Consider the following 25302-nt stretch of genomic DNA (forward strand, 5'->3'; position numbering starts at 1 on the left):
CTATTGTGCGTAACATTGCCTTTTACCTGATCTTTTATGCTGCCGCTGCCGTGATGGTATTGGGCGGCGCACTCGGCAGTTTCATTCATCCCGATATTGCCCGCCGGGCGGCTGATACATGGTCGGACTGGCACCGCTGGTGTTGCCGCCGGCTGCTGGGCATAAAGGTGGTGCAGGAAGGCGGCCCGGTCGAAGGCGCCGCGCTGTATGCGATCAAACACGAAAGTTTCTTCGAAGCGATCGACCTGCCCCATGTCTTTGACGGTCCGGTCCCCTTTGCCAAGGAAGAACTATACCGCATCCCCGGCTGGAGACGGGTCGCAAATGCCTATGGTTCTGTCGCAGTCGCGCGCGATCAGGGCGCCGTGATGCTTCGCCGGATGATCAAGCAGGCCAAGCGATTTGCAAGAGATGGCAGGCCGATGGTTATTTTCCCCGAAGGAACCCGCGTGCCGCATGGTGAGCGGCCCGATTTGCAGGCAGGGTTTGCCGGCCTGTACAAGATGATCGGCGTTCAGGTGATCCCGGTGGCAGTCAACAGCGGGCCGCTATATCACCGGTTTCTGAAGCGATCAGGCACGATTACCATCCGGTTCGGCAAACCCATCCAGCCCGGCCTGCCGCGTGCGGAGGCCGAGCGTATGGTGCACGAGGCGATCAATGCGCTGAACGGGCCTGATCAATAACCTTTCTAATGTTCGCGCCCGAAATCCGGGGCCGCATCATCCTGTCCCATGTCGATGATCGACCGGCGGATATCGCGCGTGCGGGTGAACAGATCGAATAATGTGTCCCCGTCGCCAGACCGGATCGCGCGTTGCAAAGCGGTCAGATCTTCCGAAAACCGTCCCAGCACCTCCAGCACTGCTTCGCGATTGGAGAGAAATACATCGCGCCACATGGTCGGATCAGACGCCGCAATCCGGGTGAAATCCCTGAACCCGCCCGCTGAATATTTAATCACTTCACCCTGCGTAACGTCTTCGAGGTCGGAGGCCGTACCGACAATCGTATAGGCGATCAGGTGCGGAATATGGCTGGTAACCGCCAACACCAGATCGTGATGCGCGGGTTCCATTATCTCGACAGTGGAGCCCAACGCTTCCCAGAAGCCGCGAAGATCTTCGACCGCGCTTTCGCAGGCATTTTCGGGGGGCGTCAAAATACACCAGCGACCGTCAAACAAGGTGGCGAACCCGGCATCGGGTCCGCTTCGTTCCGTGCCGGCCACGGGGTGCGCGGGGATGACTGTCGCGGAGGGGAGCGCTTCGGCCAGCGCCTTGGCAACCGCAGCTTTGGACGAACCAACATCGCTGATGATTGCGCCGGGCTTGATCCAGGGTCCAAGCTCTTTCGCCGCAGCCCCCATCGCGCCGACGGGCACGCACAGGATAACCAGATCGGCGCCCGTTACAGCCTCTCCGGCGGATGGCGCGACTTGCCCCACCAGTCCCAGTTCGGCGGCACGGCTGCGTACGGCGGGATCGCTGTCATAGCCGGCCGTGACCGCAGCGGGCAGACGGTCGCTGATCGCAAGTCCAAGCGAGCCGCCGAGCAAGCCAAGGCCGATGATGGCAACCCTGTCGATGGTCATTGTGCCTGTTTCGCCATTTCGCGCAGCGCGAGCGCAATTTCATCCATCTGGCCCGCGGAGCCGATGGTAATCCGCAGTCCGTTTGGCAGGCCCTGACCAGGCAGCCAGCGGGTCGCGTACCCGCGGCTCGCGAGTCCTTGCATTGCGGCCTCTGCGGTCAATCCGCCTTCGAACAGGATCAGCACGAAGTTGGCCTTGCTTGGCAAAGGACGGATGCCGTAATTGCCAAGCGCGGCAAGCGATTTTGTAAACCGCGCCAATTCGGCCGCGTTGTGTTCGCGCGATTTGCGGACAAAATCCTGATCGCCCAATGCCGCAATTGCCGCTGCCTGACCCGTCACGGTGACGTTGAACGGCCCGCGGATCCGGTTTAGCGCATCGATGATATGCGGTGCCCCGGTTGCCCAGCCGATCCGCTCCCCCGCAAGGCCGTAAATTTTGGAGAACGTGCGCGTGACCAGAACGTTGTCATGCGCGGCCGCCAGCGCCAGACCGCCATCATCCTCGTCGGCGGTGAGATATTCGGCATAGGCCTGATCGAGCACGAACAGCACATCTTCGGGCAACGCAGCGTGCAGCGCGGCAATTTCGGCCCCGTCCATATAACTGCCGGTGGGATTGTTGGGATTGGCGAGGAAGACCACGCGGGTATTGCCGGTTACCAGCGTCAGCAACGCGTCGGCATCGGTGCCATAATCACTGTCCGGCGCGACGACGGGGATCGCACCGCAGCGGCGCGCGGCAATGTCATACACAGCAAAACCATAGCGTACGTAAAGCACTTCGTCGCCCGGCCCGGCGTAGGCCTGTGCAGCCAGATTGAGCAATTCGTCCGAACCCGTTCCGCAAACTATCCGCGCGGGATCGAGGCCGTGCACTTCGCCCAGCTTTGTCCGCAGTTCGCTGGCGCCGGGATCGGGATAGGTCGCACCGCCGCGCGCCATGTTCAGCGCGCCCAGCGCGGCAGGCGAAGTTCCCAGAGGGTTTTCGTTGGCCGACAATTTCACCAGCTCGCGCCCGTCATCGGCGCGCGACTTGCCCGGTGTGTAGGCGTGGATGCCCGCTATCCAGGGCTTGATGGTTGGTTGGTCTGCCATGATCGGAGGCGCGCATACCGCGTTACCCGGGCAATTGACAGCCCGCTTGGCCTACCCCAAGTCCGCCAGCGAAATGAATGCCGCCACGCCTTTGCAAAATCTCACGCTGCCAAACCCGCTCAGGCTGGATAACGGGCGCGAGCTGGATAGGGCCGTCATCGCCTATCAAACCTACGGCGAACTGGCCGCTGACAGAAGCAATGCGGTTCTGGTTTGCCATGCGCTGACGGGTGATCAGCATATCGCCAGCGCGCATCCGGTTACGGGCAAAGCCGGCTGGTGGGAACGGATGGTCGGCCCCGGCAAGCCGATCGATACGGACAAGTTCCACGTGATTTGCGCCAATGTCATCGGCAGCTGCATGGGCAGCACCGGCCCTGCCAGTAATGCGCAGGACGGGCAGCCTTACGCGATGCGTTTCCCGGTCATCACAATCCGCGATATGGTGCGCGGGCAAGCGGCGCTGCTGGATGCGCTGGGGATTGAAAAACTTCACGCTGTGGTCGGCGGATCGATGGGCGGGATGCAGGCGCTGAGCATGGCAGCGAACTTTCCCGGCAGAGCGGAACGGGTGCTGGCAATCGCCACCACCGCGCGGCATTCGGCGCAGAATATCGCCTTCCACGAGGTCGGGCGTCAGGCGATCATGGCTGACCCTGCGTGGAATGGCGGCGACTATTATGCGACCGGCGCCGGTCCCGATGCCGGCCTGTCGGTTGCGCGGATGGCGGCGCATATCACTTATCTTTCGGAAGAAGGGCTGACCGAAAAGTTCGGCCGCCGCCTGCAAGACCGCGCCAATGGTGAAAAGGGCGCGAAAAGCTTCGGCTTCGATGCGGATTTCCAGGTCGAAAGCTATTTGCGCCATCAGGGGCTGGCCTTCACGGGCCGCTTCGATGCCAATTCCTATCTCTATATCACCCGCGCGATGGATTATTTCGATCTGGCGGAAGAGCACGCCAAGGACGGTAAGGAGGGCCTGCTGGCCGATGCCTTCGCCGGTACAAAAGCGCGCTTTTGCCTGATCAGCTTCGATACCGACTGGCTGTATCCCACCGCTGAAAGCCGCCACATCGTCCACGCGCTCAACGCTGCGGGTGCGCCGGTCAGCTTTGTCGAACTGTCCGCGCCCTTCGGCCATGACAGCTTCCTGCTCGACGTCCCTGCGCTCGACCGGGTGGTTAAGGGGTTCATCCAGTGAGCACATCCCCGACCAGTTCCCAAGCCAATTTGCGCCCCGATCTCGCGGTTATTCTGGCGCATATCGAACCCGGCAGCCGTGCGCTGGATGTCGGCTGCGGCGACGGGGCGCTGATGGCGGCGCTGCGCGATGAAAAACAGGTCGATGCGCGCGGGATCGAGATTGACCCGGTTTGCGTCGAACGCTGTGTCTCCCGCGGGCTGAGCGTGGTGCAGGGCGACGCAGGCCGCGATCTGGCTTTCTATCCCGACGGCGCGTTCGATTATGCGATCCTGAGCCAGACGCTGCAAACTGCCGAGCGGCCCGACCGGATACTGACGCAATTGCTGCGCGTTGGCCGCACGGCCTTTGTCAGTTTCCCCAATTTCGCCTATTGGCGGATGCGGGGGGCGCTGCTGATGGGCGGACGGATGCCGGTGACGCGGCACTTGCCGGTCAGTTGGTACGAAACGCAGAATATCCACAATGTCACCGTCGCGGATTTCGAAGAACTCGCGGCAGAAATGGGTATCACTATCGAACGCCGCTGGTTCTTCACCAACCAGCGCCCGGTCGGCGCCGGCGGAGCTAACTGGCGTGCCGAATATGCCGTATTCGAAATCGGCCAAAAAGCGCGCCAGGGTTACACTAGTTACACCCTGTAACCCTGAATTCGATCCGGGTTTATAGATATATTTCATAGCTTTGAGCGCAATTCCGGCAGGGTGACACTTGGGCGGGTTACGCGCAAAAACAGGCAGATCACGATTTGAAAGAGCCGCGGGCGCTGTAGCGGGTATGCGGCGTGTAGGAAAATGACTGCTTTCGGGGTGGGGAGCGAAATGTCTGGTTTGGTGGGGTAAATCCGATTAGGCTGACAGAATGACCTGCTGCCTCGCTTTGAAAATCGGCCAATTTGCAGCGCTCGGGTTGCTTGCAATAGCTTCGCCGGCAATCTCTCAAACCCATGCCAGCAACGCTGGATCGACAGAGCATCTACCCGCCCTTAGGGGTGACTATTTTGTATTGTCCTCCAAAGAAGTCGGACGCGACTACCACATCTATATTCGGCTACCTGAAGGTTATGGTGACAACACTAATCAAAGTTACCCGGTAATCTATTTGCTTGACGGCGATTCGACTTTTCCGATGCTCGCGCCACTGCATTTGTTCATGCATTATGACGATCAAATCCCCGAAGCTGTCGTTGTAGGCATCGCGTATGGCGGGTTCGAGCCCGGCATAAATATGCGGCACATAGACTTTCGCACCGTCATGGATGATGGCACTCTGGGAGGGGCGCCACAGTTTCTGTCGATGCTGGAAAACGAGCTGCTTCCTCGCATTGACGATCAGTTCAGAACCAATCCGAAAAGGCGCATCCTGGTCGGCCAGAGTCGTGGAGGCAGCGCGGTATTGCAAGCAGCATGGCTGAAGCCGGGCCTGTTTTGGGGCCATGTCGCCAGTAACCCTGGCCGTGAGCCAGATACCAAGCTCCTATTCGGAATGGATCGCCTGCCACCTGCGAAGCAGCGAAGTGGATATCTGATCGTGGCGTCAGGTTCGCGTGATCGTGACTACTTACGTGGAGCGGCGCTCGAATGGCGCGACAAAATTGCCGCCCGGGATGATTTCCCATGGGACACTAGATTTATCGATATTCCCGGTGGGACACATGCTGCCGACCTTGGAAACGCCTACCGTGCCGCAATGAATGTCATGTTCGCCCAAACAGCCGGATCTAAAACCGGGCGGCAAAACTGAACGGAAGGGGGACGACCGCTTTCAGGCAAGTCGGATGAACCGTAATAGGTATGCATTCAGGGCGTTAGCGGACACTTCGCAGCCGCTCCGCGTGCCACTTCATATGGCTCTGCATAAAGGTCGAGATAAAGTAATAGGAGTGATCATACCCCTCCTGCATTTGGATGTGTGCGGGGATGCCGGCTTTCTTGCAGGCGATGGCGAGCAGGCCGGGTTTGAGCTGTTCGTGCAAAAAATCGTCTTCAGTGCCCTGATCGACCAGCAAATGGTCTGTCCGTGCGCCGTCCTCGATCAGTGCGACAGCATCATATTCGCGCCATGTGCCGCGGTCCGGCCCAAGATAACCGCCCAGCGCTTTTTCGCCGTTTGACCACCGGAACCGGACAGTCTCCTTTTGGTCCGACAAAGGATTTTACAATGGGATAGCCCCTGCAAAAGCCCCCGATTTGCCAACCTGCCGGTTGCAGTATTATTGCGATTCCGAAATGCTCGTTGCATCCAGAATCACGCGAACGGTCTCCTCTGGCTGATCCCACATCGGGAAGTGTCCGCTATGCTCGAACCAGTGCAGCGTCGCTTCGGGGAAGGCTTTGATCGCGCGATCCGCCTGCTGCGGCAGACACAGCCGATCCTTGCGTCCCCAGCCGATGACAACGGGCGCAGCCGTGTTCGCAGGGCCCTGCTGCATTGCGCCGTTGGCGAGATCCTTCACAAGCGAATTGACAGTGCGCGTATTGGCCAATGATTTCAGTTCACGCGCGACGAATGCCGGGTCGAGCGCCCACGGCCTTGCTGAAAGCTGGGCCATGAGCGCGGTCCGGCCTGCGACATTTCCGGTAATGGCAGAAAGCGCCGGTCGCAGCGCGCGAACCATAGCAATCGACGGCATTATGGTGGCTTTGAAGAAGGTGCGTTCCCATCCCTGCCAGAAGCCGCCCGGATCCAGTGCGACAACCGCGCCCGATTGGCCGCGCCGCGCCATCTCGAGCACCAGGCGGGCACCCAGCGAGCTGCCAACCATATCAATACCTGTGAGATTCTCCGAGCCGAGCCAGCTGTCCAGACTGCGCGCCAGCCCGTCGAACGTACCGCTGTCGGCCTCTTCGGGTGACTGCCCGTGGCCGGGCAGGTCTACGGCGATTACCTCCCTGACTTCGGAAAGCGCAGGCGAGATCGTGTCCCACGAGCCGCAGGTCGCCCCCAGTCCGTGGACAAGGAGGAGGGGTTTTCCGCGCCCCGTGCGCGTGTAATGCATGGTCATGTAATCGTAACGTCTCAAACCGGCTTATGGGCCCGGGGATGTCTATATAACCGAAGGTGAGGCGCTGGTTTGGTTGGCGGCCGACGCGGCGCGTGAACACGGTGACGGTGATTTCTCCATCAAGACCGATGAGGGACGCGCCGTTGTCGGGCTGCCCGGAGTGTGAACCGCCGGAATGTCGGCTTTTCGGCATCGCTGGAAGCTGGGCAATCCTCCGCAATCAGGGCGTTAGCGGACACTTCGCAGCCGCTCCGCGTGCCACTTCACATGGCTCTGCATAAAGGTCGAGATAAAGTAATAGGAGTGGTCATACCCCTCCTGCATTCGGATGTGTGCGGGGATGCCGGCTTTCTTGCAGCCGATGGCGAGCAGGCCGGGTTTGAGCTGTTCGTGCAAAAAGTCGTCGGCGGTGCCCTGATCGACCAGCAAATGGTCTGTCCGTGCGCCGTCCTCGATCAGTGCGACAGCATCATATTCGCGCCATGTGCCGCGGTCCGGCCCCAGATAACCGCCCAGCGCTTTTTCCCCCCACGGGCAATTCAGCGGGCTGGCAATCGGCGCGAATGCGCTGACGCAGCGGAAAGTTTCGGGGTTTCTGAGCCCGATGGTAAGCGCGCCGTGGCCGCCCATGGAGTGGCCCGTAATCCCCTGCCGCGCCATATCGGCGGGGAAGTTGGCGGCAATCAGCGCGGGCAGCTCGCGCTCGATATAGCTGCGCATCCGGTAATTTTTCGCCCACGGCGCCTCGGTTGCATCGACGTAGAAACCCGCGCCTTTGCCGAAATCATAGGCGTCGTCATCGGGCACGTCGTCGCCGCGCGGAGACGTATCTGGCGCGACGAAGATAATGCCGTGTTCGGCGCAGGCGGCGCGGTATTCGCCTTTCTCCATGACATTGGCATGGTTGCAGGTGAGACCCGAGAGATACCACAGCACCGGCAGCTTCGCGCCAGCTTCGTGGTCCGGAACATAGACTGCAAAATTCATGCCGGTGCGCGTTTCGGCGGAGGCATGGGAATAAACCCCCTGCACTCCGCCAAAAGCGCGGTTTTGGGAAACGGTCTCGATCAAGCGGGCTCAGCCCATCCGTTTCATGACGCAGATCTTGTTGCCTGCCGGATCGCGCAGATAGGCCAGATACAGGCTGCCCATTTCGCTGGTGCGGATGCCGGGGGGATCTTCGATGGCGGTGCCGCCATTGGCGACGCCGGCATCGTGCCATGCCTGACCCTGCGCTTCGTCATCGACTTCGAAACCGATGGTGCCGCCGTTGGCATAGCAGGCAGGCTTGCCGTCGATCGGTTTGGAAACAAGGAACGGCTTGCCCTTGTGCAGGTAGATCAGGCGGCCCTTGGGATCGACCGATCCTTCGCGCCCGCCCAGCGCCTTGAAAGTCGCGTCGTAAAATTTCTTGGCGGCGTCGATGTCGTCGGCCCCCAGCATTACATGGCTAAACATTATGTACTCTCCCTTGGTTATTTCTGCGAAATCAGTAGATTACCACGCTGCGGATGCTTTCGCCTGCGTGCATCAGATCGAACCCCCGGTTGATTTCCTCCAGCGTCAGCGTGTGGGTAATCATCGGGTCGATCTGGATTTTGCCGTCCATGTACCAGTCAACGATTTTGGGTACATCGGTGCGGCCTTTCGCCCCGCCGAATGCGGTGCCGCGCCAGTTGCGGCCGGTCACCAGCTGGAACGGGCGGGTTTCGATGGTCTTGCCTGCCTCTGCCACGCCGATGATGATGCTGGTGCCCCAGCCTTTATGGCAGCATTCGAGCGCCTGGCGCATGACATCGGTGTTGCCGGTGCAGTCGAAACTGTAATCCGCCCCGCCATCAAGCATGTTGACCAGGTGGGCAACGATATCGGAGACATCTTTCGGATTGACGAAATCGGTCATGCCGAATTTGCGGCCCCATTCCTCGCGGTCGGGGTTGATATCCACGCCGACAATCCGGTCGGCGCCCGCCATCTTCGCGCCCTGCAGCACGTTGAGGCCGATCCCGCCAAGGCCGAACACCACCACATTGTCGCCGGGTTTGACCTGCGCCGTATTGACCACCGCGCCCACCCCGGTGGTGACACCGCAGCCGATGTAACAGCTGGTGTTGAACGGGGCGTCTTCGCGGATTTTCGCCAGCGCGATTTCGGGCAGCACGGTGAAGTTGGAAAAGGTGGAGCAGCCCATGTAGTGGAAAATCGTCTCGCCCTTGTAGCTGAAGCGCGAAGTCCCGTCGGGCATCAGCCCCTTCCCCTGCGTTTCGCGGATCGCGCTGCACAGATTGGTTTTGCCGCTGAGGCACATTTTGCACTGGCGGCATTCGGGCGTGTAAAGCGGGATCACGTGATCGCCGGGCACCAGCGAGGTTACGCCCGCGCCGATCTCGCGCACGATGCCCGCGCCTTCATGGCCCAATATGCTGGGAAACAGGCCCTCGCTGTCGAGCCCGTCCAGCGTATAGGCATCGGTATGGCAAATGCCCGTGGCCATGATTTCGACGAGCACTTCGCCCGCTTTGGGCCCTTCCAGATCCAGCTCGACAATTTCGAGCGGCTGTTTGGGGGCGAAGGCAACTGCGGCGCGTGTTTTCATGCAGCGTCCCTATCGCGCAAATACGCATCCGCGCAAGCTGCTGCATTCGCATCCGGCCTTCGTTCATCATTACGTCAGCGAAGATGAATTAGATATCGCTGCGACGTCCCCGCAGGAGGAGGATTTTATGCGAATCGTATCATTTGGCCGCGCAGCTATGGTAACCGCCGCTTTGGCCGTGTGCGCGCCGCTTCCCGCGTTGGCGCAGGATGCGCCGCCAGCCGATGCACCGCCAGCCGATGCACCGCTGGCCAATGTGACCGAGCGGCTGGCCGATCCCGCGACGCAGCAGGTTGCCGCCGTAACGCTTTCCACTCTGGTCGAGGCTTTGCTCGATTTGCCGATCGCACCGCTGGCAAACGCAGTACGCAGCGCCGATCCGGACGCATTGCCCGATATCGATGACAACACCACCGTGCGCCAGCTGGCCGGACCCGATGCCGAAGATGTGCCGGCTGTCATCCGCGCAGAACTTCCCCGCGCGATGGACATGATGGCGGGAATGGCCGCCGGGTTCGAAGCGCTGCTTCCGGCGCTGAAAGACATGGCCGAACAGTTCGAACAATCGGTTGAAGAGGCGCGCAAAGCATCCTGATCGCGCTGGACTGGCGCGGCCGCTTGCGGCATGACCGCGCCTATGTGGCAGCTGCACCAATTCCCCCTGTGTCCCTTCAGCCGCAAGGTGCGCCTTTTGCTCAGCGAGAAGGGTGTGGGGTACGAGCTTTGGCGTGAAAATCCCTGGGACCAGCGGGAAGAATTCCAGGACCTGAATCCGGCGGGTAATACGCCTGTGTTGCATAATCCGGACAAGGGCCGGACACTGATCGATAGCCGGGCAATCTGCGAATATTTCGAAGAGACCGTCGAACAGGCGCCGATGATCAACGGCACCGCAGCAAACCGCGCGGAAATCCGCCGTCTGGTGGCGCTGTTTGACGAGAATTTCTTTCGCGACGTTACCGGCCCGCTGCTTAACGAGCGGATGAAGAAGCGGATCATTTACCGCGAACCGCCCGATTCACGCGCGTTGCGCGAAGCGATGAAGCTGGCGCACGGGCATCTGGATTATATCGATTATCTGATCGATCACCGGGCTTGGCTGGCGGGCGCGCAGATGAGCCTGGCCGATCTGGCTGCTGCCGCGCAAATTTCGGTTGCCGATTATCTGGGCGGGATCGACTGGTCGGGCCACGAACAATCGCGCGGCTGGTATTCGGTGTTCAAAAGCCGGCCCAGTTTCCGGCCGCTGCTGTCGGAGCGGATGGAAGTGATCCAGCCGCCGAGCCATTATTCCGATGTGAATGCTTGAGGCTGGCGCCGCATATCCCCATATCTCCCGACAAGGAGATCCCGCATGACCGACAGCCCCCAGAAAACCGCCCTCACCGACGCCGAATGGCGCGAAAAACTGACGCCGCAGCAATATCATGTCTTGCGCGAAGCCGGCACCGAACGGGCATTTACCGGTGAGTATGACGGCAACAAGGCGGCGGGCGAGTATAAATGCGCCGGCTGCGGCACCCCGCTGTTCGAAAGTGACGACAAATTCGACAGCGGCTGCGGCTGGCCCAGTTTCGTCAGGCCCGCCGAAGATGAAAACGTGTCTGAAATCCGCGACGTATCACACGGCATGATCCGCACCGAAGTGCGCTGCGCCAATTGCGAAGGGCATCTGGGGCACGTGTTTCCCGACGGCCCGCGCGACCAGACCGGTCTGCGTTACTGTATCAACAGCGCTGCACTGGACTTCAAACCCACAGATGATTGACGAATTGCCGTTCACGCGCGGTTACAGAGCGCCTATGCACAGGCAATACCTATAAGTGGCGAAAGAGGGGCCGCGTAGCCGGATGGCAAAACGAGGCGACAGACGCCGCGCGAGTATGCGTAGCAACAGGGAACAGGCCAGACAGGAACGCGGGTTCATGTCGCGCTGGCTGCGGCGGATTTTCTTCTGGACCACGGGCGCCGCGCTGCTCGGCGCGTTGCTGCTGGTGCTCTCGGTTGCTTTTGCCGCCCGGTCGCTGCCGTCTTATTCGTCGCTCAAAGCCACCAATAACGCGCAGACCATCGTGGTGCGCGCACGCGACGGGACCGAGATCGTCTCGCTCGGGCCAAGCTACGGCAAATGGCTCGACAGCCACGAAATCCCCAATGTGATGAAAGAAGCGATGGTCGCGGTGGAAGACCGCCGTTTCCGGTCGCATTTCGGGGTCGATCCGCTGGGTCTGATGCGGGCGGTGTACAATTCCGCGACGCAGGGCCACCGGATCCGCGCAACATCCACGATTACGCAGCAGCTTGCGCGCAATCTGTTCCTCAATTCCAACCGCAGCTATGACCGCAAGCTGCGCGAGGGTGTTCTGGCCCTCGCCATAGAGAGCAAGTTTTCCAAGGAGCAGATCCTCGAATTGTATCTCAACAAGGTCTATTTTGGCGGCGGGGCTTACGGGGTCGATAGCGCCAGTCGCAAGTTTTTCAGCCATCCTGCCAATGATCTGACCGTCGCCGAAGCTGCGATTATTGCGGGGCTGGTCAAGGCTCCATCGCGCTATTCGCCAACGGCAGATGTCGATGCCGCTGTGCAGCGCGCCAATATCGTGCTGCGGCTGATGCGCGAACAGGGCCGGATCGGTCCAAGCGAGGCTGCAGTCGATCCGCAGACCGTGAAAGTGAAGAAAGACACCGGCCAGAATTCGGTGCGGTACTTTACCGACTGGGCTTTGCCGCAGCTCGATATCCTCTTGCCGGAAACATTCGAGCCGATCGAAGTCTGGACCACCATCGATGTCGGTATGCAGCGCGCAGCAACCGCAGCGGTGGAGGCCAATACGCCCAAGGGCGCGCAGGGCGCATTGGTCAGTCTGGACCGTGATGGCGCAATTCTGGCGCTGGTGGGCGGCACCGATTACGTGGAATCAAGCTATAACCGGGCAACCAATGCGGTGCGCCAGCCCGGTTCCGCGTGGAAACTGTTCGTCTATCTGGCCGCACTGGAGGCGGGTTATACGCCCGATGACCGGGTGGTGGATACGCCGGTCACCATCGATGGCTGGACACCCAAAAACTCCGGCGGAACATTCTCCGGCGAAATCGATATCCGTGCCGCTTTCGCCTATTCCAAGAACACGGTCGCAGCGCAACTGGGCAACGAAGTCGGCTTTGGCACCGTTGCCAGCATGGCGCGGCGGTTCGGGATCACGACGCCGATATCGACGTATCCCTCGATGGTGCTGGGCTCCAACGAAGTCCGCGTGATCGATATGACCCGCGCCTTTGCCGCAGTCAGCGCGGGTGGCCGATCGGTTGAACCCTATGGTATCCTGAAGGTCGAAACCGCCAGCGGCGAAACCATCTACGAACATGAAAAGGCCCGCGTATCGCAGCTTGTGCCCGATTACGTCGCGGCGGGAATTACCGATCTGCTGCAAACATCCGTGAACACCGGCACGGGCCGCGCGGCGCAAATCGGGCGGCCTGTTGCGGGCAAGACCGGAACCACCAATTCCAACAAGGACGGCTGGTTCCTGGGATTTTCCAGCGGCATCACGACAGGCGTCTGGATGGGCCGCGACGATGCCAAACGGGTCGATGGTTTGCAGGGCGGGCGGGCGCCGGCGCAGGCCTTCGCCGCCTTCATGCGTTATGCAGTCAAGGATCGTCCGGTCGAAAGGTTCGACACCGATATCAAGCTCCCCGAATGGCAGCTCGAGCCGGATGACGAGCATCTGTATGGCGATCCGGACGACTATTATTTCATCGACGAGCAAGGCAATCTGATCGAACCGGGCGGTCCCGACCCCGCGCGCGAAGTGCCGTTTGATCCCGATGGCGAGTTGCCGCGGGTGATTTATCCCGACGGCCGCGAGGGTGTGGTTGTCAGACCGTCCGCAAATCCGCCGTCCGCGCAGCCCGGCGTCACAAGACCCGGTCAGATACGGCAACAGATACCGGGCCAGAGACCCGGCCAGACGCCCGGCCAGCAGCGGCAAAATCCGCGCCAGCAGGCCTTGCCGCCGCAGCCCAAAGCGCCGCAAGCGGCCAGCGACGATTTTCTGGAGCGGGCGACGGGCAACACGGACCCGCCCTGACGGGTCATGCGCCGGATATCTCGAGCGCAAAGACCGCACCGGGACCAAAGAAAAGCCCCGGCTCCCTTCAGACAGGAGCCGGGGCTTTTTTATCGCCGGTGTTTCAACGCGGCGGTATCACCGCATCCGGACTGCAACATATTGCGCCGGTCCGCCGCGCCGTTTGATGCGCAGCAAAACGGCTTCGCGCCCTGCGCTGCGGGCAGTTGCAACCGCGCCGTCCAGATCGTCAGCCGTTTTGATGTCCTTGTTGTTGGCGGAAAGAATGATGTCGCCGCGCCGCAAACCCTTGGTGCTGGCATCCGAGGTCGGATCGACAGCACCGATCACCAGCCCTTGCGTATCGGCCTCGACACCCAGCTGGCGGGCGATACGCGGATTGATCGGCAGCACTTGCAGCCCCAGCGCATCATCCACCTTGCCATCATCGATGGTGGGTTCGTCTTCCGGTGAATTCTCGTCGCCGCCAAACATCTGCGACTGGCGCAGTTCTTCTGCCGACGGACGCTTTGCCACGCGCACGTTCAACCGTTTCAGGTCACCGTCGCGGTACAGTTCCACCGGTATCGATGTGCCCGGCGCGATATTTGCCACGATATACGACAGGGTCTGGTCCGTCGTCACTTCGCGGTTGTTGATTTTCACGACCACATCGCCGGCACGGATACCGCCCTTATCGGCGGCGCCATCAGGTTCGACCGCCGCGATAAATTCGCCGCGATCGTCATCCAGACCCAGCGCATCGGCCAGATCATCGCTGAGCGGACGGATTTGCACACCCAGGAAACCGCGTTCGATCTCGCGCCCCGCTTTCAGCTTGTCCACAATCGGGCTGGCGATATCTGCCGGGATGGCAAAACCGATGCCCACACTGCCGCCTGATGGCGAGAAGATCGCGTTGTTGATGCCGATGACGTTGCCTTGCATATCGAACATCGGACCGCCCGAATTGCCGCGATTGATGCTGGCGTCGGTCTGGATGTAGCGATCATAGGCGCCGCCGGTGCCGGTGTTGCGCAGCACCGATGATACGATGCCCGAAGTCACCGTACCGCCAAGGCCGAAGGGGTTGCCGATGGCAATCACCCAGTCACCAACCCGCGCTTCGCCCGAATTGCCGAACTTTACGAAGGGGAACGGGCTGCCGCGCTCGATCTTGAGCACTGCCAGATCGGAATCAGCGTCCGCACCGACCAGTTCGGCAGGATATTCCTTGCCATCGGGCATGGTGACAGTGATTTCCTCGACTGTCGCGCGGCCACTGGGCGCGACGACATGATTATTCGTTACCACATAGCCATCGGCGCTGATGATGAAGCCCGAACCCAGCGATTGGGCCTGCCGCGTCTGGGGCTGGTTGCCGCGATTGCCGAATAATTCGGCAAACGGTGTGCCGGCAAAGGGATTGGCGTCCACTTCGACGCGCTGGCGGGTCGAGATATTGACGACCGCCGGCTGGAGCTGCTCGGTCAGATCCGCAAAGCTGGCGGGCGCCCCGGCACGCGGGACCGCACCGGCAATGCGCATATTTTCGTTCTGGGCAACTTGCGCGCCGGCGGGGAAGCCGGTCGCCAGAGTTACAGCCGCGCCGCCGAGCAGCAGGGCTGTCGAAATTCCATAAGCATAACGCACAGGCACATATCCTCTTGATCAGATCGTCAGGGACGCGATTACGTCCGTAATTATTCCCCCGTATTCACCCCATTCGGGCTGAACATTCATTGAATAACGCAGATGTCCGGCACAACCGTCCGACCAGCCGCTGATGCAGACCGATCAGCGGCGACCGCGGAACTGGCGCATATATTCATTGTCCTGCCCGATAATTATGCTGCTTTCCCCTTTGTCCTTACCCGGGGCAAAGGTCTGGTCATAACTTTGCATGGCGCGGTAGAAATCGTAGAATTCCGGATCCTTGCCATAACTGTCGGCATAAATCCGCGCCGCTTCGGCATCCGCTTCGGCGCGGATGATCTGGGCATTTTTCTGGCCCTGCGCACGGATCGTCTGCGCCTCGCGCTGACGGTCGGTTTCCATCCGCGTAAACGCGGCAGCCAGCGGTGCGCCTTCGGGCAGATCGGTCCGTTTGATCCGCACATCGACGACCTGCGCGCCGTAATCGCGCGCCTCCTCGTCCATCTTGCGGGTGATATTGGTCATTGCAGTGCCGCGTTCGGCAGTGAGCATCGCGGCAAATGTGCGGCGGCCCAGTTCCTGCCGGACGACAGAGTTCAGAATCGGTTCGAGCTGTGCGCGCAGGCCCTTGGTCGTGCCCGCACGCTCGACCATCAGCACCGGATCGATGACGCGGAAGCGCGCATAGGCATCGACCTGCAGGCGCTGCTGGTCGCTGGAGAGAACCTGTTCGCGCTGCATATCCAGATCGAGGATCCGTTTATCGACATATTCGACCCGTTCGAGCACCGGAATCCGCCACTGGACCCCGGCACCGGTCTGCCCGAACGGAACATCAGGACGGAAGCGGTTGACCACGCGTACCGGCTCACCCGTACGGATCACCACGCCTTGCTGCGTTTCAGGAACGATAATGATGCACGACAGCGCCGCAATCAGCGCCACGCCAACCGCGATTACGGATGTCTTATGATCTCGCCAAAGATTGGTCATGATCACTGGCCCTCCGTACTGGTCGCAGATTGTTGCGCACGTTTTCTGATTTCCGGCAGCGGAAGATACGTCTGGACGCCCCCGGATTCGACGATGGTCTTGTCGGTTTGCGAAAGAACCCGCTCCATCGTCTCGTAATACAGCCTCCGCCGGGTCACTTCAGGTGCCTGGCGATACTGTTCGTACACCTTGTCGAACGCGGCGGTATCACCTTCCGCGCGGGCAAGTATCTGCTGCTCGACACCGCGCGCACGGTTGATCGCGGCATTGGCATCCTGTTCGGCCACCGAAACATCCTTGAACGCCTCGACCACTTCGGCGGGCGGATCGGTTTCTTCGATGTCGATACCCAGAACGCTTACGCCTGCCCGGTAGGCATCAAGAATGCCCTGCATCCGCACGCGGACCCGGTCCTGTATCTGTGCGCGGCCCGCGCCGCTGAACGTCGCGTCGAGCGTTTGTTCGGCAACCGATGCGCGCATCGCGGCTTCGGCCACTTCGATGACGGTTTGTTCGGGTTCTGCCAGCTGGAAACGGAACTGTTTCAAGTCCTTGATCCGGTAGCGGATCTTATATTGCAGATCGACCAGATTCTGGTCGCCGGTGAGGATGAGCTTTTCGGTACCCTCTTCCGGTATGCGGATCGACTGGACGGTTGTCACATCGTCGATATAGACCTGCTGGATCGGCGAAGGGAGCGTGATGGAAATGCCCGGACCGATGGTGCGCGAATATTTGCCGAAGGTCGTGACGATGCCTTCTTCCTCGGGTTCGACCTGATGAAAACCGGTCATGAAAACCCACAGGGCCACAAATCCGATCGCGATGACGGGAAACCAGCTCTTGCCGCCGGGGCGAGGGGGCATCTTGAAGCCGCCGCCACTGCCGCCGCCGCGGCGGCGCGGTCCTTCGGGACCACGGTTTTTGAAAATATCCTCGATATTGGCCGACCGTTTGCCTTCGCCGCCACCGGGTAGCCAGGGGTTGCGCGGGCCGGAACTTTTGCCCCTGTCCTTGCCGCTGTCGCCACCCGATCCGGAATCGTCACCCGATCCCCCTCCCGATCCCCAGGGGCTGCCTTTTTTACCAGCCATAGCTAGTGCGATCTGGTTGCGGAAACCGTCCAAAATTCTCATGACCTCTTTATAGGTACGGGTTTCACGGAAAAACAGGGTCTCCCGCACGATTTTCCTGCTACAGGCACGATCAATGACACTCGACGACATAAAAAAGCGCCTGCCCGAAGTGATTGCCGAGCGGGTGCAATCCGCAAAAGTGGTCGATGGTATCGCGGCGGTTATCCTTGATTCCGCCGGCCTGTCCGAAGAACAACGCGGCGCGGTCGAACGTGGTACGAAGCAGGCACTGGCCGCTGACGACGCCATCACGGAAGTTCGCGTGGCAATGGTTGCCAGCCGCGAAGCCGCCAAGCCGCCGCCGCGCATAATCGCGGTGGGTTCGGGCAAGGGCGGGGTGGGTAAATCCACGCTGACCGCCAATCTGGCGGTGGCGCTGGCGAAAACGGGCCGCAAGGTCGGGATTGTCGATGCCGATGTGTACGGGCCCAGCCAGCCGACATTGCTGGGCGCCAAAGCCAAACCGGTTGCCGAAAACGAGAAGCTGACCCCTGTGCCAAGTGCTGCGGGCATACCGGTGTTGTCGATGGGCCAGCTGGTCGAACCGGGCAAGGCGCTGGCATGGCGCGGTCCGATGGCCGGCAATGCGATGGGCCAGTTGATCGATGCCAATTGGGGCGACACGCAACTGCTGCTGGTCGATCTGCCGCCGGGAACGGGCGATGTTCAGTTATCACTATTGGCCAAGTTCAAGCCTGCCGGGGCGATTATCGTTTCCACGCCGCAGGATCTGGCGCTGATCGATGCGCAGCGCGCGGCACAATTGTTTGAACATAGCGAAGTGCCGATTATCGGGCTGGTTGAAAATATGTCGGGTTATGAATGTCCGCATTGCCACAAAACCAGCGATCCTTTCGGGCGGGGCGGCGTGGAAAATGCCGCTGCCGCAACCGGAATACCGTTTCTCGGGCGGATCCCGCTGACCATGGCCATCCGCGAAGCCAGCGATGCGGGATTGCCGCCTGCTGCGGGCGCGGGTGAGGCTGGCGAGCCGTTTATCGCGATCGCGCAAAAACTTTCGAACTGGCTGGACAAGGGGCAGGCCTGAGCATGGAGATCAGCAGGCGCGGATTGCTGGCAGGTGCTGCGGTGGGCGGCGGCTTGCTGCTGGCGTGGTCGTTTCAGCCGCGCAGTTTCCCCACCCCTCTGGTCCCCGGCAAGGACGAGGTCGCCTTTGATGCCTGGCTGAAAATCGCCAGGGACGGGGTTATCACTGTTGCTGTCCCGCAGGTCGAGATGGGGCAGGGCGTGACGACCGTTTTGCCGCAGATCGTGGCGATGGAACTGGGTGCGGACTGGCGCCAGATCGCGGTCGAACCGGCGCCTGTCAGCGGGGTATATGCCAATGTGCCGCTGGCGGCCAAATGGGCACCCTTGTGGATGCCATCGACCCCGGAACTGGCGAACGAGGCTGATGATTTGCTGGCGATCCGTTACGCGCAGGACAACCGCTTTGCAGTGACAGCCGACGGGATGTCGCTGGCAGCATACGAGCCTGCCTGCCGCGAAGCCGCCGCTTCCGCTCGCGCAATGCTGGCAATGGCCGCTGCCGACCGCTGGGATGCCGAATGGGAACAGTGCCAGGCGCGCAGCGGGTTCATATTCTACGGCGACAAACACGCCAGTTTTGCCGAACTGGCCGAAGAAGCGGCACAGTACAGTCCGCCCGATCCGCCGCCGGTCATGACTACGCCTCCGTCGGAGCCGGTTTCGGAACTGGGTCTGGGCGCAGCACTGGCATACCCCAGGCTCGATTTGCCCGCGAAAGTGGATGGCAGTTTCCAGTTTGCGGGTGATGTACGTTTGCCCGGCATGGTCCATGCCGCGATCCGTCACGGGCCGATAGACAAGGCGACATTGTCGCGCTTCTCGAAGGAAAAATCCGCCGGAATGCGCGGGTTGGTCGGCGTGGTCGAGGGAAAACGGTGGCTCGCGGCGGTCGCCGAAAACTGGTGGACGGCGGAACAGGCGCTGGTCGCGATGGACCCGCAATTCCGGCTTTCGTCGCCGATCAATTCATCGGATATCAGCGACCGGCTCGACACGGCACTGCGCGGCGGCGATGCCCGGCGTATCGCGACCCGCGGAGACGGTGATGCGCTGATGGTCAAGCCCGATCTGGCGCTTCGCTATGATGTGGCGCCTGCCGATCACAATACGCTGGAAACAGCCAGCGCGACTGCCCGCCTCGAAGACGGACTGCTCGAATTATGGATGGCCAGCCAGGCACCCGAAGCCGCGCGCAGGGCCGCGGCAAGTGCGCTTGGTATATCGCCGCGCAATGTGATCCTTTATCCGATGCCGGCAGGCGGCAGTTTCGATCGCCGGCTGGAATCCGATCACGCCATCGAAGCGGCGCTGATCGCGCGCGAAACGAAACGTCCGGTCCAGCTGACATGGTCGCGCTGGCAAGAACATCTGCGGACCCGCCCGCGCACGCCGGTTGCCGCCCTGCTGACCGCAGTCGTGGGCGAAGAAGGCGCTGTATCATCGATGCGTATCCGCATTGCCGCGCCGGCTTCCGCGCGCGAGTTCGGGCACCGCCTGTTTGACAATGCGACCAGTTGGGCTGCGATGGAGCGGGCTTCGGGCGAGGCCGATCCGATGGTGGCGGAAGGCGCCATGCCGCCTTACGGCATCCCCAATGTCGCGGTTGATCATGTGCCAACCGATATCGGGCTCCCCACGGGCCGGATGCGCGGTAATTCGCATGGTTACACCGCGTTTTTTGTTGAAAGTTTTATCGATGAACTGGCGGCCAGAAACCTGCGCGAGCCGCTGTCTTACCGCATCCAGATGCTTGGCGGCGATCTGCGGCTGGCGGAATGCCTCCAGCGCGCTGCGCGGCTTGGCGAATGGGACGGAGGTCTCGAAAAAAGCGGCAAGGGCCTTGCCTGTCACCTGATGGGTCCCGCCCCCGCTGATGACGAAGGAGGCACGATCGCGAGCGGCAGAATTGCCTGTATTGCCACAGCGTCACCCGGTGCGGGCGGAGTAAGGGTGGCCAAACTTGCAGCAGTGGTGGACATCGGCAGGATCGTGAATGTAGACATCGCGCGCCAGCAGATCGAAGGCGGATTGATCTTCGGGCTTGGCCTCGCGCTGGGCGAAACGGCAGAATATATTCAGGGCTTGCCCACCATTGGCCGCATCGCGCAGATGGGCCTGCCCGTGCTGGCGGATTGTCCGGAAATTGCGGTCCAGTTCGTTTCCAGCGACAAACCGCCATTCGACCCCGGCGAACTGGGCGTTGCAGTCGTCGCCCCCGCAATCGCCAATGCCCTTCATTCAGCCACCGGCGTGCGGTTCCGCAATCTGCCGCTACTTTCGGACCGTTTATGACCCATCAGCCGCAATCGCTCCCAGCCAGCCATCCATCCGTCAACAGCGGCGGTGTGGGCGTGTTGCTGGTCAATCTGGGCACGCCCGACGCACCCACGACCAAAGCGGTAAAACGCTATCTCAAGCAGTTCCTGTCCGACCGCAGGGTTGTGGAAATTCCGCCGATTGCGTGGCAGCCGATCCTGCGCGGGATCATCCTCAACACCCGGCCCAGGAAATCTGCCCACGCCTATAGCCAGGTATGGTCCGAAGACGGATCGCCTCTGGCCGCGATTACCAAGGCGCAGGCGGCTGGTCTGCAGGCCAGGCTGGGTGGCAGCATCCATGTCGATTATGCAATGCGTTACGGCCAGCCGGCCATCAGCGACAAATTGGCGCAAATGCACGAGGCAGGGTTCGAACGGATCCTGCTTGCGCCATTGTACCCGCAATATAGCGGCGCGACGACGGCCACGGTGGTGGATGCAGCGGGCGCTGCGCTCAAGGCGATGCGCTGGCAGCCCACCTTGCGGACCATGCCGCCCTATCATGACGATCCAGCCTATATAGATGCGCTTGCCGCGGATTTATCCGCCCAACTGGATGCGCTGGACTTCGCGCCCGAGGTTCTGCTGCTCAGCTTTCACGGAATGCCGCAGCGCACGCTGGAGCTGGGCGATCCCTATCATTGCCATTGCCGCAAGACCGCGCGGCTGCTGTCCGCCAAACTGGGACGCGGCGGGATGCGGATCGAAACCGCATTCCAGTCACGCTTCGGCCCCGCCAAATGGCTGGAACCTGCAACCGATGATATGCTGGAAAAAGAAGCGCGCGCGGGCACCAGGCGGATTGCGATAGCCGCGCCGGGATTTTCTGCCGATTGTCTCGAAACGCTCGAAGAACTGGCCATTCGCGGGCGCGAGCAATTCATGGAAGCGGGGGGCGAACAATTTGCTGCCCTGGCTTGTCTGAACGACCGGCAGGAAGGGATGGAAATGCTCGAACATCTGGTCAGGCGGGAACTTTCCGGCTGGATTTAACCGGACGATTAACTTACACTGGGGTAAGTAAGGAATTGTCATGGCCAGCATCGCAGAACCCACCGTCACCGCGCATCAAACGGGCGCATTTTCCCCCAAGCACTGGTCGGAGCGTATGCCCGACGAAAACATCGCCCATATTCCGGGTGATGACGGGTGGCCGATTGTCGGCAATACATTCACCATGCTGGCCGATCCGCACGGCTTCGTGAAAAAAATGATTTCCCGGCACGGTCTGGTTTTCAGGAACCGCGCATTTGGCGGCAACGTGGTCAATCTGGTCGGTGCGGACGCCAACGAACTGGTGCTGTTCGACCGGCAAAAGATATTCTCGTCAGAGCAGGGATGGGGTCCGATCCTCGACCAATTGTTCCCGCGCGGGCTGATGCTGATGGATTTCGATCATCACCGCGCCGACCGCAAGGCCTTGTCGATCGCGTTCAAGCCTGAACCGATGCGCCATTATGCCGGTGCGCTCAATCGCGGGATTGCGCAGCAGGTTGCCACCTGGGGCGCACTGGGCGAAATGGAATTCTACCCGGCGATCAAACAGCTTACGCTGGATCTGGCTGCGGACAGCTTTATCGGCATCCCGTGGGGCCCCGAAGCGGACAAGATCAACGAAGCGTTTGTCTATATGGTGCAGGCTTCGGTTGCGCCGATCCGCAAGCCCTATCCTTTCACGCTGATGCGCAAGGGGGTGAAGGGCCGCGAATATCTGGTCGATTATTTCACGAAGGAAACATTGCGCCGCCGCGAGGAAGGCGGCGGGCAGGATATGTTCAGCCAGTTCGCAACCGCTACGCACGATGATGGCAGCCTGCTATCAGTGGGCGAAGTGGTCGATCACATGAATTTCCTGATGATGGCCGCGCATGACACGATCACTTCATCGGCGACCACGCTGATCTGGCTGCTGGCCAAACATCCGCAATGGCAGGAAAAACTGCGGCAGGAAATTTTCGCGGTGACAGGCGGGCCCGATGGCGGCGGCAATCCGCGGCCGCTGGCATATGACGACATCGGCAAGCTGGATCTGACCGAAATGGCATTCAAGGAATCGCTGCGGATCATGCCGCCCGTGCCATCGACCCCGCGCCGCGCGCTCAAGGAATTCGAATATGGCGGATACACCATCCCCGCCGGAACTCCGGTCGGGATCAACACGCATTATGTCCACCACATGGAAGAATACTGGCCCGAGCCGGAAAAATTCGATCCCATGCGTTTCACGCCGGAACAGGTAAAGGCGCGCCACAAATATGCCTGGGTCCCGTTTGGCGGGGGCGCGCATATGTGCCTTGGCCTGCATTTTGCTTATATGCAGGTGAAGGTGTTGATGGCGCAGCTGCTTCAGCGTTACGAAATCAGGATTGCCGATGGTTACGAACCAGACTGGAAAGCCTGGCCGATCCCGCAACCCAAGGATGGCCTGAAAGTCACTTTCAAACCCCTGTAATTTCTAGAAATCGATCGCGATGCCGTCTTTGGTCCAGTCGCCGTAGCGGGTGGGGCTCAGCCCGTCATGATCGCCGTCTTTGGGTTCATCATGCGGCTTGGGCGCCTTGGGCTTGGGAGCAGGCTTGTCGCTCCAATGCGCAGGCTTCTGGAAATTGCCTGGTCTTCGGGTTGCGCGCTCGGTCATGGTTTCAGAATGCACAGATCGGGAGATAGTTTCAATCGGCGCGTGCGGGTTACGCTGTGCCGCGTCAGCCATGGCTTGTTTCATTTCATCCAGAATCACTCTAGGCGCCGCCGATGGATATTCCCGGTCTTCCCGCGCGCCGTGCCGCGCTGCAAATGCTCGACGCCGTGATGCGGCGCGGCGATACTCTCGACATGGCGGAAGGCGCCGCGACCAAACGCATCGCCAATTTTGCCGACCGCGCGCTGGCCCGCGCGATCGCGAGCGAAGTGCTGCGCTGGCTGGTCGATCTTGACGCGCTGATCGACAGCGCAACCCGCAACAATCTGGCCGAAGATGCCAAGGTCCGCACTGTGCTTCGGATCATGCTGGCGCAGTGGCTGCGGCTGGAGACGCCGCCGCACGCGATAATTTCGACCGCATTGCCGTTGCTGTCCGGCGGCCCGCGAAAGCTGGCGCACGGGGTTTTTTCCACTTTGACCAAGCGCGAGACGGTTTTGCCGGATAGCCCCACATTGCCCGGTTACACGGCGCAAAGATGGGGTGACCGCGCGCCGGCAATTGCTGCCGCGCTGGCCCAGCCTCCGCCGCTCGATCTGGCGCTGAAATCGCATGACCGGACTGCCGAATGGGCGGCGAAACTGGAAGGGGTGTCGTTTGCGCCCGGGCATATCAGGCTGGCGCGCGGGCGAGCCATCGAAGACCTGCCCGGTTTTGCCGAGGGCGAATGGTGGGTCCAGGATTTTGCGGCCAGCCTGCCTGTCCGCCTGCTGGGTGAAGGAAACGGGCGCGAGGTGCTGGATTGTTGCGCCGCGCCCGGCGGCAAGACCTTGCAGCTTGCCGCGGCCGGCTGGAAAGTCACCGCGCTTGATATCAGCGAAAAACGGTTGCGCCGTCTGAGCGAGAATCTCAAACGGCTGGACCTCGATGCCGAAATCGTCATCGCAGACGCGCTCAAGTGGAAATGCGAGACAAAATTCGACGCGATCCTGCTCGACGCACCATGCACCGCCACCGGAACTGCACGCCGCCATCCCGATGTGATCCACCGTATCGGCCCGCGCCAGATCGAAGCCATGTCCGATCTGCAATCCGATTTGCTGGCCAAGGCCGCCGGATGGCTCAGCCCTGCCGGGAGACTGGTTTATGCGGTCTGTTCGCTGGAGCCGGAGGAGGGCGAGGCGCAAGCGATCGAATGTAAGCTCAAGCCTTGCCCGATCACCGCCGGCGAGCTTCCCGACATCACCCCGCCCACACCGCAGGGCTGGCTCCGCACGGATCCGGGGATGATCCCCGAATCCGGCGGGATGGACGGATTCTTTGTTGCAAGATTTCAGGCAAATTGATGGTTTTACGTAGTTAAGGAAAAATTACCTCAAGCCGGCTTCACCTTTGACTGGAAGCTCTTGCGCAGCTTCATCAGCTTGGGCGGGATGACTGCCAGACAATAGGGATTGCGCTGGCCCTCGCCATCCCAATATTCCTGGTGGTAGTCCTCGGCCGGATACCACACATCGGCATGCTCGATCGTGGTGACGACCTTGCCGTCTTGATCTGCATTGGCACGGGCAATCGCTGCTTCGGCCTCGTTTGTCTGATCGCCGTCCAGCGGGAAAATCGCCGAACGATACTGGGTCCCGATATCGCCGCCCTGACGGTTCAGCTGCGTCGGATCATGCGTCCCCAGATGAATGTCGTAAATTTCGGGCAATGAAATCACATCGGGGTCGAATGTCACGCGGATACCTTCGGCATGACCGGTCGTGCCGGTGCACACTTCCTTGTAGGTCGGTTGCTTCACTTGCCCGCCGATATAGATGCTTTCCACTTCGGTTACGCCGATGACATCGCGGAACACAGCCTCTGTACACCAGAAGCAGCCGCCGGCGACGATTGCCTGTTTCGTTTCACTCATGTTCCAAAAATCTCCTTGGCCCTCCAGATAGGAA

The 25302-nt window shown here is 60.9% G+C and carries 24 protein-coding genes and 1 pseudogene; 13 read left to right on the forward strand and 12 right to left on the reverse strand.

Annotated elements, in window-relative coordinates; genetic code table 11:
• Positions 1-5: 5 nt before the first annotated feature.
• Positions 6-686, forward strand: a complete 681-nt coding sequence (locus tag WFP06_RS02050) for a lysophospholipid acyltransferase family protein (protein WP_336985594.1) — start codon at positions 6-8, stop codon at positions 684-686.
• Positions 687-691: 5 nt separating this feature from the next.
• Here WFP06_RS02050 and WFP06_RS02055 read toward each other — a convergent pair whose 3' ends face one another.
• Both WFP06_RS02055 and WFP06_RS02060 read right to left on the reverse strand, forming a co-directional pair.
• Positions 692-1594: a prephenate/arogenate dehydrogenase family protein gene (locus WFP06_RS02055; protein ID WP_336985595.1), complete on the reverse strand. Its 903-nt coding sequence runs from the start codon at positions 1592-1594 to the stop codon at positions 692-694.
• A complete protein-coding gene (locus tag WFP06_RS02060; protein ID WP_336985596.1) occupies positions 1591-2691 on the reverse strand; it encodes a pyridoxal phosphate-dependent aminotransferase in 1101 nt (366 codons plus the stop codon). The genes WFP06_RS02055 and WFP06_RS02060 overlap by 4 nt, the downstream gene beginning before the upstream one ends.
• Positions 2692-2764: 73 nt before the next feature.
• Here WFP06_RS02060 and metX point away from each other — a divergent pair, with 73 nt between their 5' ends.
• The 3 genes from metX (at position 2765) to WFP06_RS02075 (ending at position 5635) form a co-directional block, all read left to right on the forward strand.
• Positions 2765-3892: a homoserine O-acetyltransferase MetX gene (gene metX, locus WFP06_RS02065; RefSeq protein WP_336987602.1), complete on the forward strand. Its 1128-nt coding sequence runs from the start codon at positions 2765-2767 to the stop codon at positions 3890-3892.
• Positions 3889-4536, forward strand: coding sequence for a methionine biosynthesis protein MetW (gene metW, locus WFP06_RS02070; protein ID WP_336985597.1), 648 nt, complete (start codon positions 3889-3891; stop codon positions 4534-4536). The genes metX and metW overlap by 4 nt, the downstream gene beginning before the upstream one ends.
• A gap of 217 nt (positions 4537-4753) precedes the next feature.
• Entirely contained in the window at positions 4754-5635 is an 882-nt protein-coding gene (locus tag WFP06_RS02075; protein ID WP_336985598.1) for an alpha/beta hydrolase, read from the forward strand.
• Positions 5636-5699: 64 nt separating this feature from the next.
• Here the strand turns inward: WFP06_RS02075 and WFP06_RS02080 are convergent.
• The 5 genes and pseudogenes from WFP06_RS02080 to WFP06_RS02100 form a co-directional block, all read right to left on the reverse strand.
• Positions 5700-5999 (reverse strand): annotated as a pseudogene (locus tag WFP06_RS02080) (alpha/beta hydrolase-fold protein); the annotation flags it as partial.
• A 105-nt stretch (positions 6000-6104) separates the two neighbouring features.
• Positions 6105-6914 (reverse strand): alpha/beta fold hydrolase, encoded by an 810-nt coding sequence (locus tag WFP06_RS02085; RefSeq protein ID WP_336985599.1) that lies wholly within the window; start codon positions 6912-6914, stop codon positions 6105-6107.
• A gap of 210 nt (positions 6915-7124) precedes the next feature.
• Complete coding sequence (fghA, locus tag WFP06_RS02090; RefSeq protein ID WP_336987603.1) at positions 7125-7964, reverse strand: S-formylglutathione hydrolase; 840 nt, start codon at positions 7962-7964, stop codon at positions 7125-7127.
• A gap of 9 nt (positions 7965-7973) precedes the next feature.
• Positions 7974-8354, reverse strand: a complete 381-nt coding sequence (locus WFP06_RS02095; protein WP_336985600.1) for a VOC family protein — start codon at positions 8352-8354, stop codon at positions 7974-7976.
• Between the two features lie 31 nt (positions 8355-8385).
• Positions 8386-9492, reverse strand: a complete 1107-nt coding sequence (locus tag WFP06_RS02100) for an S-(hydroxymethyl)glutathione dehydrogenase/class III alcohol dehydrogenase (protein WP_336985601.1) — start codon at positions 9490-9492, stop codon at positions 8386-8388.
• On the opposite strand from WFP06_RS02100, the gene WFP06_RS02105 reads away from it, so the two are divergent.
• The 4 genes from WFP06_RS02105 (at position 9491) to WFP06_RS02120 (ending at position 13583) form a co-directional block, all read left to right on the forward strand.
• Positions 9491-10087, forward strand: a complete 597-nt coding sequence (locus WFP06_RS02105; RefSeq protein ID WP_336985602.1) for a hypothetical protein — start codon at positions 9491-9493, stop codon at positions 10085-10087. The two genes, WFP06_RS02100 and WFP06_RS02105, sit on opposite strands and share 2 nt — an antisense overlap.
• A 42-nt stretch (positions 10088-10129) precedes the next feature.
• Positions 10130-10801: a glutathione S-transferase family protein gene (locus tag WFP06_RS02110; protein ID WP_336987604.1), complete on the forward strand. Its 672-nt coding sequence runs from the start codon at positions 10130-10132 to the stop codon at positions 10799-10801.
• A gap of 45 nt (positions 10802-10846) precedes the next feature.
• Positions 10847-11260: a peptide-methionine (R)-S-oxide reductase MsrB gene (gene msrB, locus WFP06_RS02115; protein WP_336985603.1), complete on the forward strand. Its 414-nt coding sequence runs from the start codon at positions 10847-10849 to the stop codon at positions 11258-11260.
• Positions 11261-11342: 82 nt separating this feature from the next.
• Positions 11343-13583 (forward strand): transglycosylase domain-containing protein, encoded by a 2241-nt coding sequence (locus tag WFP06_RS02120; protein ID WP_336985604.1) that lies wholly within the window; start codon positions 11343-11345, stop codon positions 13581-13583.
• 117 nt (positions 13584-13700) lie between these two features.
• Here WFP06_RS02120 and WFP06_RS02125 read toward each other — a convergent pair whose 3' ends face one another.
• The 3 genes from WFP06_RS02125 to hflK form a co-directional block, all read right to left on the reverse strand.
• Positions 13701-15215, reverse strand: a complete 1515-nt coding sequence (locus WFP06_RS02125; protein ID WP_336985605.1) for a Do family serine endopeptidase — start codon at positions 15213-15215, stop codon at positions 13701-13703.
• 144 nt (positions 15216-15359) lie between these two features.
• The gene (gene hflC / locus WFP06_RS02130) at positions 15360-16211 is read right to left on the reverse strand and encodes a protease modulator HflC (RefSeq protein WP_336985606.1); all 852 of its coding nucleotides are present in this window, start codon (positions 16209-16211) and stop codon (positions 15360-15362) included.
• A 2-nt stretch (positions 16212-16213) separates the two neighbouring features.
• Positions 16214-17347 carry a protease modulator HflK gene (hflK, locus tag WFP06_RS02135; RefSeq protein ID WP_336985607.1) on the reverse strand — a complete coding sequence of 378 codons (1134 nt, stop codon included), beginning with the start codon at positions 17345-17347 and terminating at the stop codon, positions 16214-16216.
• 73 nt (positions 17348-17420) lie between these two features.
• On the opposite strand from hflK, the gene WFP06_RS02140 reads away from it, so the two are divergent.
• From WFP06_RS02140 to WFP06_RS02155, 4 genes are read left to right on the forward strand one after another with little or no spacing between them, the layout of a single operon-like run.
• Positions 17421-18395, forward strand: a complete 975-nt coding sequence (locus tag WFP06_RS02140; protein ID WP_336985608.1) for an Mrp/NBP35 family ATP-binding protein — start codon at positions 17421-17423, stop codon at positions 18393-18395.
• 2 nt (positions 18396-18397) lie between these two features.
• Entirely contained in the window at positions 18398-20689 is a 2292-nt protein-coding gene (locus tag WFP06_RS02145; RefSeq protein WP_336985609.1) for a xanthine dehydrogenase family protein molybdopterin-binding subunit, read from the forward strand.
• Positions 20686-21708 carry a ferrochelatase gene (gene hemH / locus WFP06_RS02150; RefSeq protein ID WP_336985610.1) on the forward strand — a complete coding sequence of 341 codons (1023 nt, stop codon included), beginning with the start codon at positions 20686-20688 and terminating at the stop codon, positions 21706-21708. The genes WFP06_RS02145 and hemH overlap by 4 nt, the downstream gene beginning before the upstream one ends.
• Before the next feature lie 40 nt (positions 21709-21748).
• Complete coding sequence (locus tag WFP06_RS02155) at positions 21749-23167, forward strand: cytochrome P450 (protein WP_336985611.1); 1419 nt, start codon at positions 21749-21751, stop codon at positions 23165-23167.
• Between the two features lie 3 nt (positions 23168-23170).
• Here the strand turns inward: WFP06_RS02155 and WFP06_RS02160 are convergent, their stop codons facing one another.
• Complete coding sequence (locus WFP06_RS02160; RefSeq protein ID WP_336985612.1) at positions 23171-23353, reverse strand: DUF1674 domain-containing protein; 183 nt, start codon at positions 23351-23353, stop codon at positions 23171-23173.
• Positions 23354-23466: 113 nt separating this feature from the next.
• Here WFP06_RS02160 and WFP06_RS02165 point away from each other — a divergent pair, with 113 nt between their 5' ends.
• The gene (locus WFP06_RS02165; protein WP_336985613.1) at positions 23467-24699 is read left to right on the forward strand and encodes an RsmB/NOP family class I SAM-dependent RNA methyltransferase; all 1233 of its coding nucleotides are present in this window, start codon (positions 23467-23469) and stop codon (positions 24697-24699) included.
• 29 nt (positions 24700-24728) lie between these two features.
• Here the strand turns inward: WFP06_RS02165 and msrA are convergent, their stop codons facing one another.
• Positions 24729-25268, reverse strand: a complete 540-nt coding sequence (gene msrA / locus WFP06_RS02170; protein ID WP_336985614.1) for a peptide-methionine (S)-S-oxide reductase MsrA — start codon at positions 25266-25268, stop codon at positions 24729-24731.
• Between the last annotated feature and the right edge of the window lie 34 nt (positions 25269-25302).

The sequence above is a fragment of the Altererythrobacter aquiaggeris genome, from assembly GCF_037154015.1.
Taxonomy (GTDB): domain Bacteria; phylum Pseudomonadota; class Alphaproteobacteria; order Sphingomonadales; family Sphingomonadaceae; genus Aestuarierythrobacter; species Aestuarierythrobacter aquiaggeris.

Coding starts and splice junctions, on each gene's coding strand:
- WFP06_RS02055 (WP_336985595.1), bottom strand. CDS start 1,594: ATGACCATCGACAGGGTTGCCATCATCGGCCTTGGCTTGCTCGGCGGC.
- WFP06_RS02060 (WP_336985596.1), bottom strand. CDS start 2,691: ATGGCAGACCAACCAACCATCAAGCCCTGGATAGCGGGCATCCACGCC.
- metX (WP_336987602.1), top strand. CDS start 2,765: ATGAATGCCGCCACGCCTTTGCAAAATCTCACGCTGCCAAACCCGCTC.
- WFP06_RS02075 (WP_336985598.1), top strand. CDS start 4,754: ATGACCTGCTGCCTCGCTTTGAAAATCGGCCAATTTGCAGCGCTCGGG.
- WFP06_RS02095 (WP_336985600.1), bottom strand. CDS start 8,354: ATGTTTAGCCATGTAATGCTGGGGGCCGACGACATCGACGCCGCCAAG.
- WFP06_RS02105 (WP_336985602.1), top strand. CDS start 9,491: ATGCAGCGTCCCTATCGCGCAAATACGCATCCGCGCAAGCTGCTGCAT.
- WFP06_RS02100 (WP_336985601.1), bottom strand. CDS start 9,492: ATGAAAACACGCGCCGCAGTTGCCTTCGCCCCCAAACAGCCGCTCGAA.
- WFP06_RS02110 (WP_336987604.1), top strand. CDS start 10,130: ATGTGGCAGCTGCACCAATTCCCCCTGTGTCCCTTCAGCCGCAAGGTG.
- msrB (WP_336985603.1), top strand. CDS start 10,847: ATGACCGACAGCCCCCAGAAAACCGCCCTCACCGACGCCGAATGGCGC.
- WFP06_RS02120 (WP_336985604.1), top strand. CDS start 11,343: ATGGCAAAACGAGGCGACAGACGCCGCGCGAGTATGCGTAGCAACAGG.
- hflC (WP_336985606.1), bottom strand. CDS start 16,211: ATGACCAATCTTTGGCGAGATCATAAGACATCCGTAATCGCGGTTGGC.
- hflK (WP_336985607.1), bottom strand. CDS start 17,347: ATGAGAATTTTGGACGGTTTCCGCAACCAGATCGCACTAGCTATGGCT.
- WFP06_RS02140 (WP_336985608.1), top strand. CDS start 17,421: ATGACACTCGACGACATAAAAAAGCGCCTGCCCGAAGTGATTGCCGAG.
- WFP06_RS02145 (WP_336985609.1), top strand. CDS start 18,398: ATGGAGATCAGCAGGCGCGGATTGCTGGCAGGTGCTGCGGTGGGCGGC.
- hemH (WP_336985610.1), top strand. CDS start 20,686: ATGACCCATCAGCCGCAATCGCTCCCAGCCAGCCATCCATCCGTCAAC.
- WFP06_RS02155 (WP_336985611.1), top strand. CDS start 21,749: ATGGCCAGCATCGCAGAACCCACCGTCACCGCGCATCAAACGGGCGCA.
- WFP06_RS02160 (WP_336985612.1), bottom strand. CDS start 23,353: ATGACCGAGCGCGCAACCCGAAGACCAGGCAATTTCCAGAAGCCTGCG.
- WFP06_RS02165 (WP_336985613.1), top strand. CDS start 23,467: ATGGATATTCCCGGTCTTCCCGCGCGCCGTGCCGCGCTGCAAATGCTC.
- msrA (WP_336985614.1), bottom strand. CDS start 25,268: ATGAGTGAAACGAAACAGGCAATCGTCGCCGGCGGCTGCTTCTGGTGT.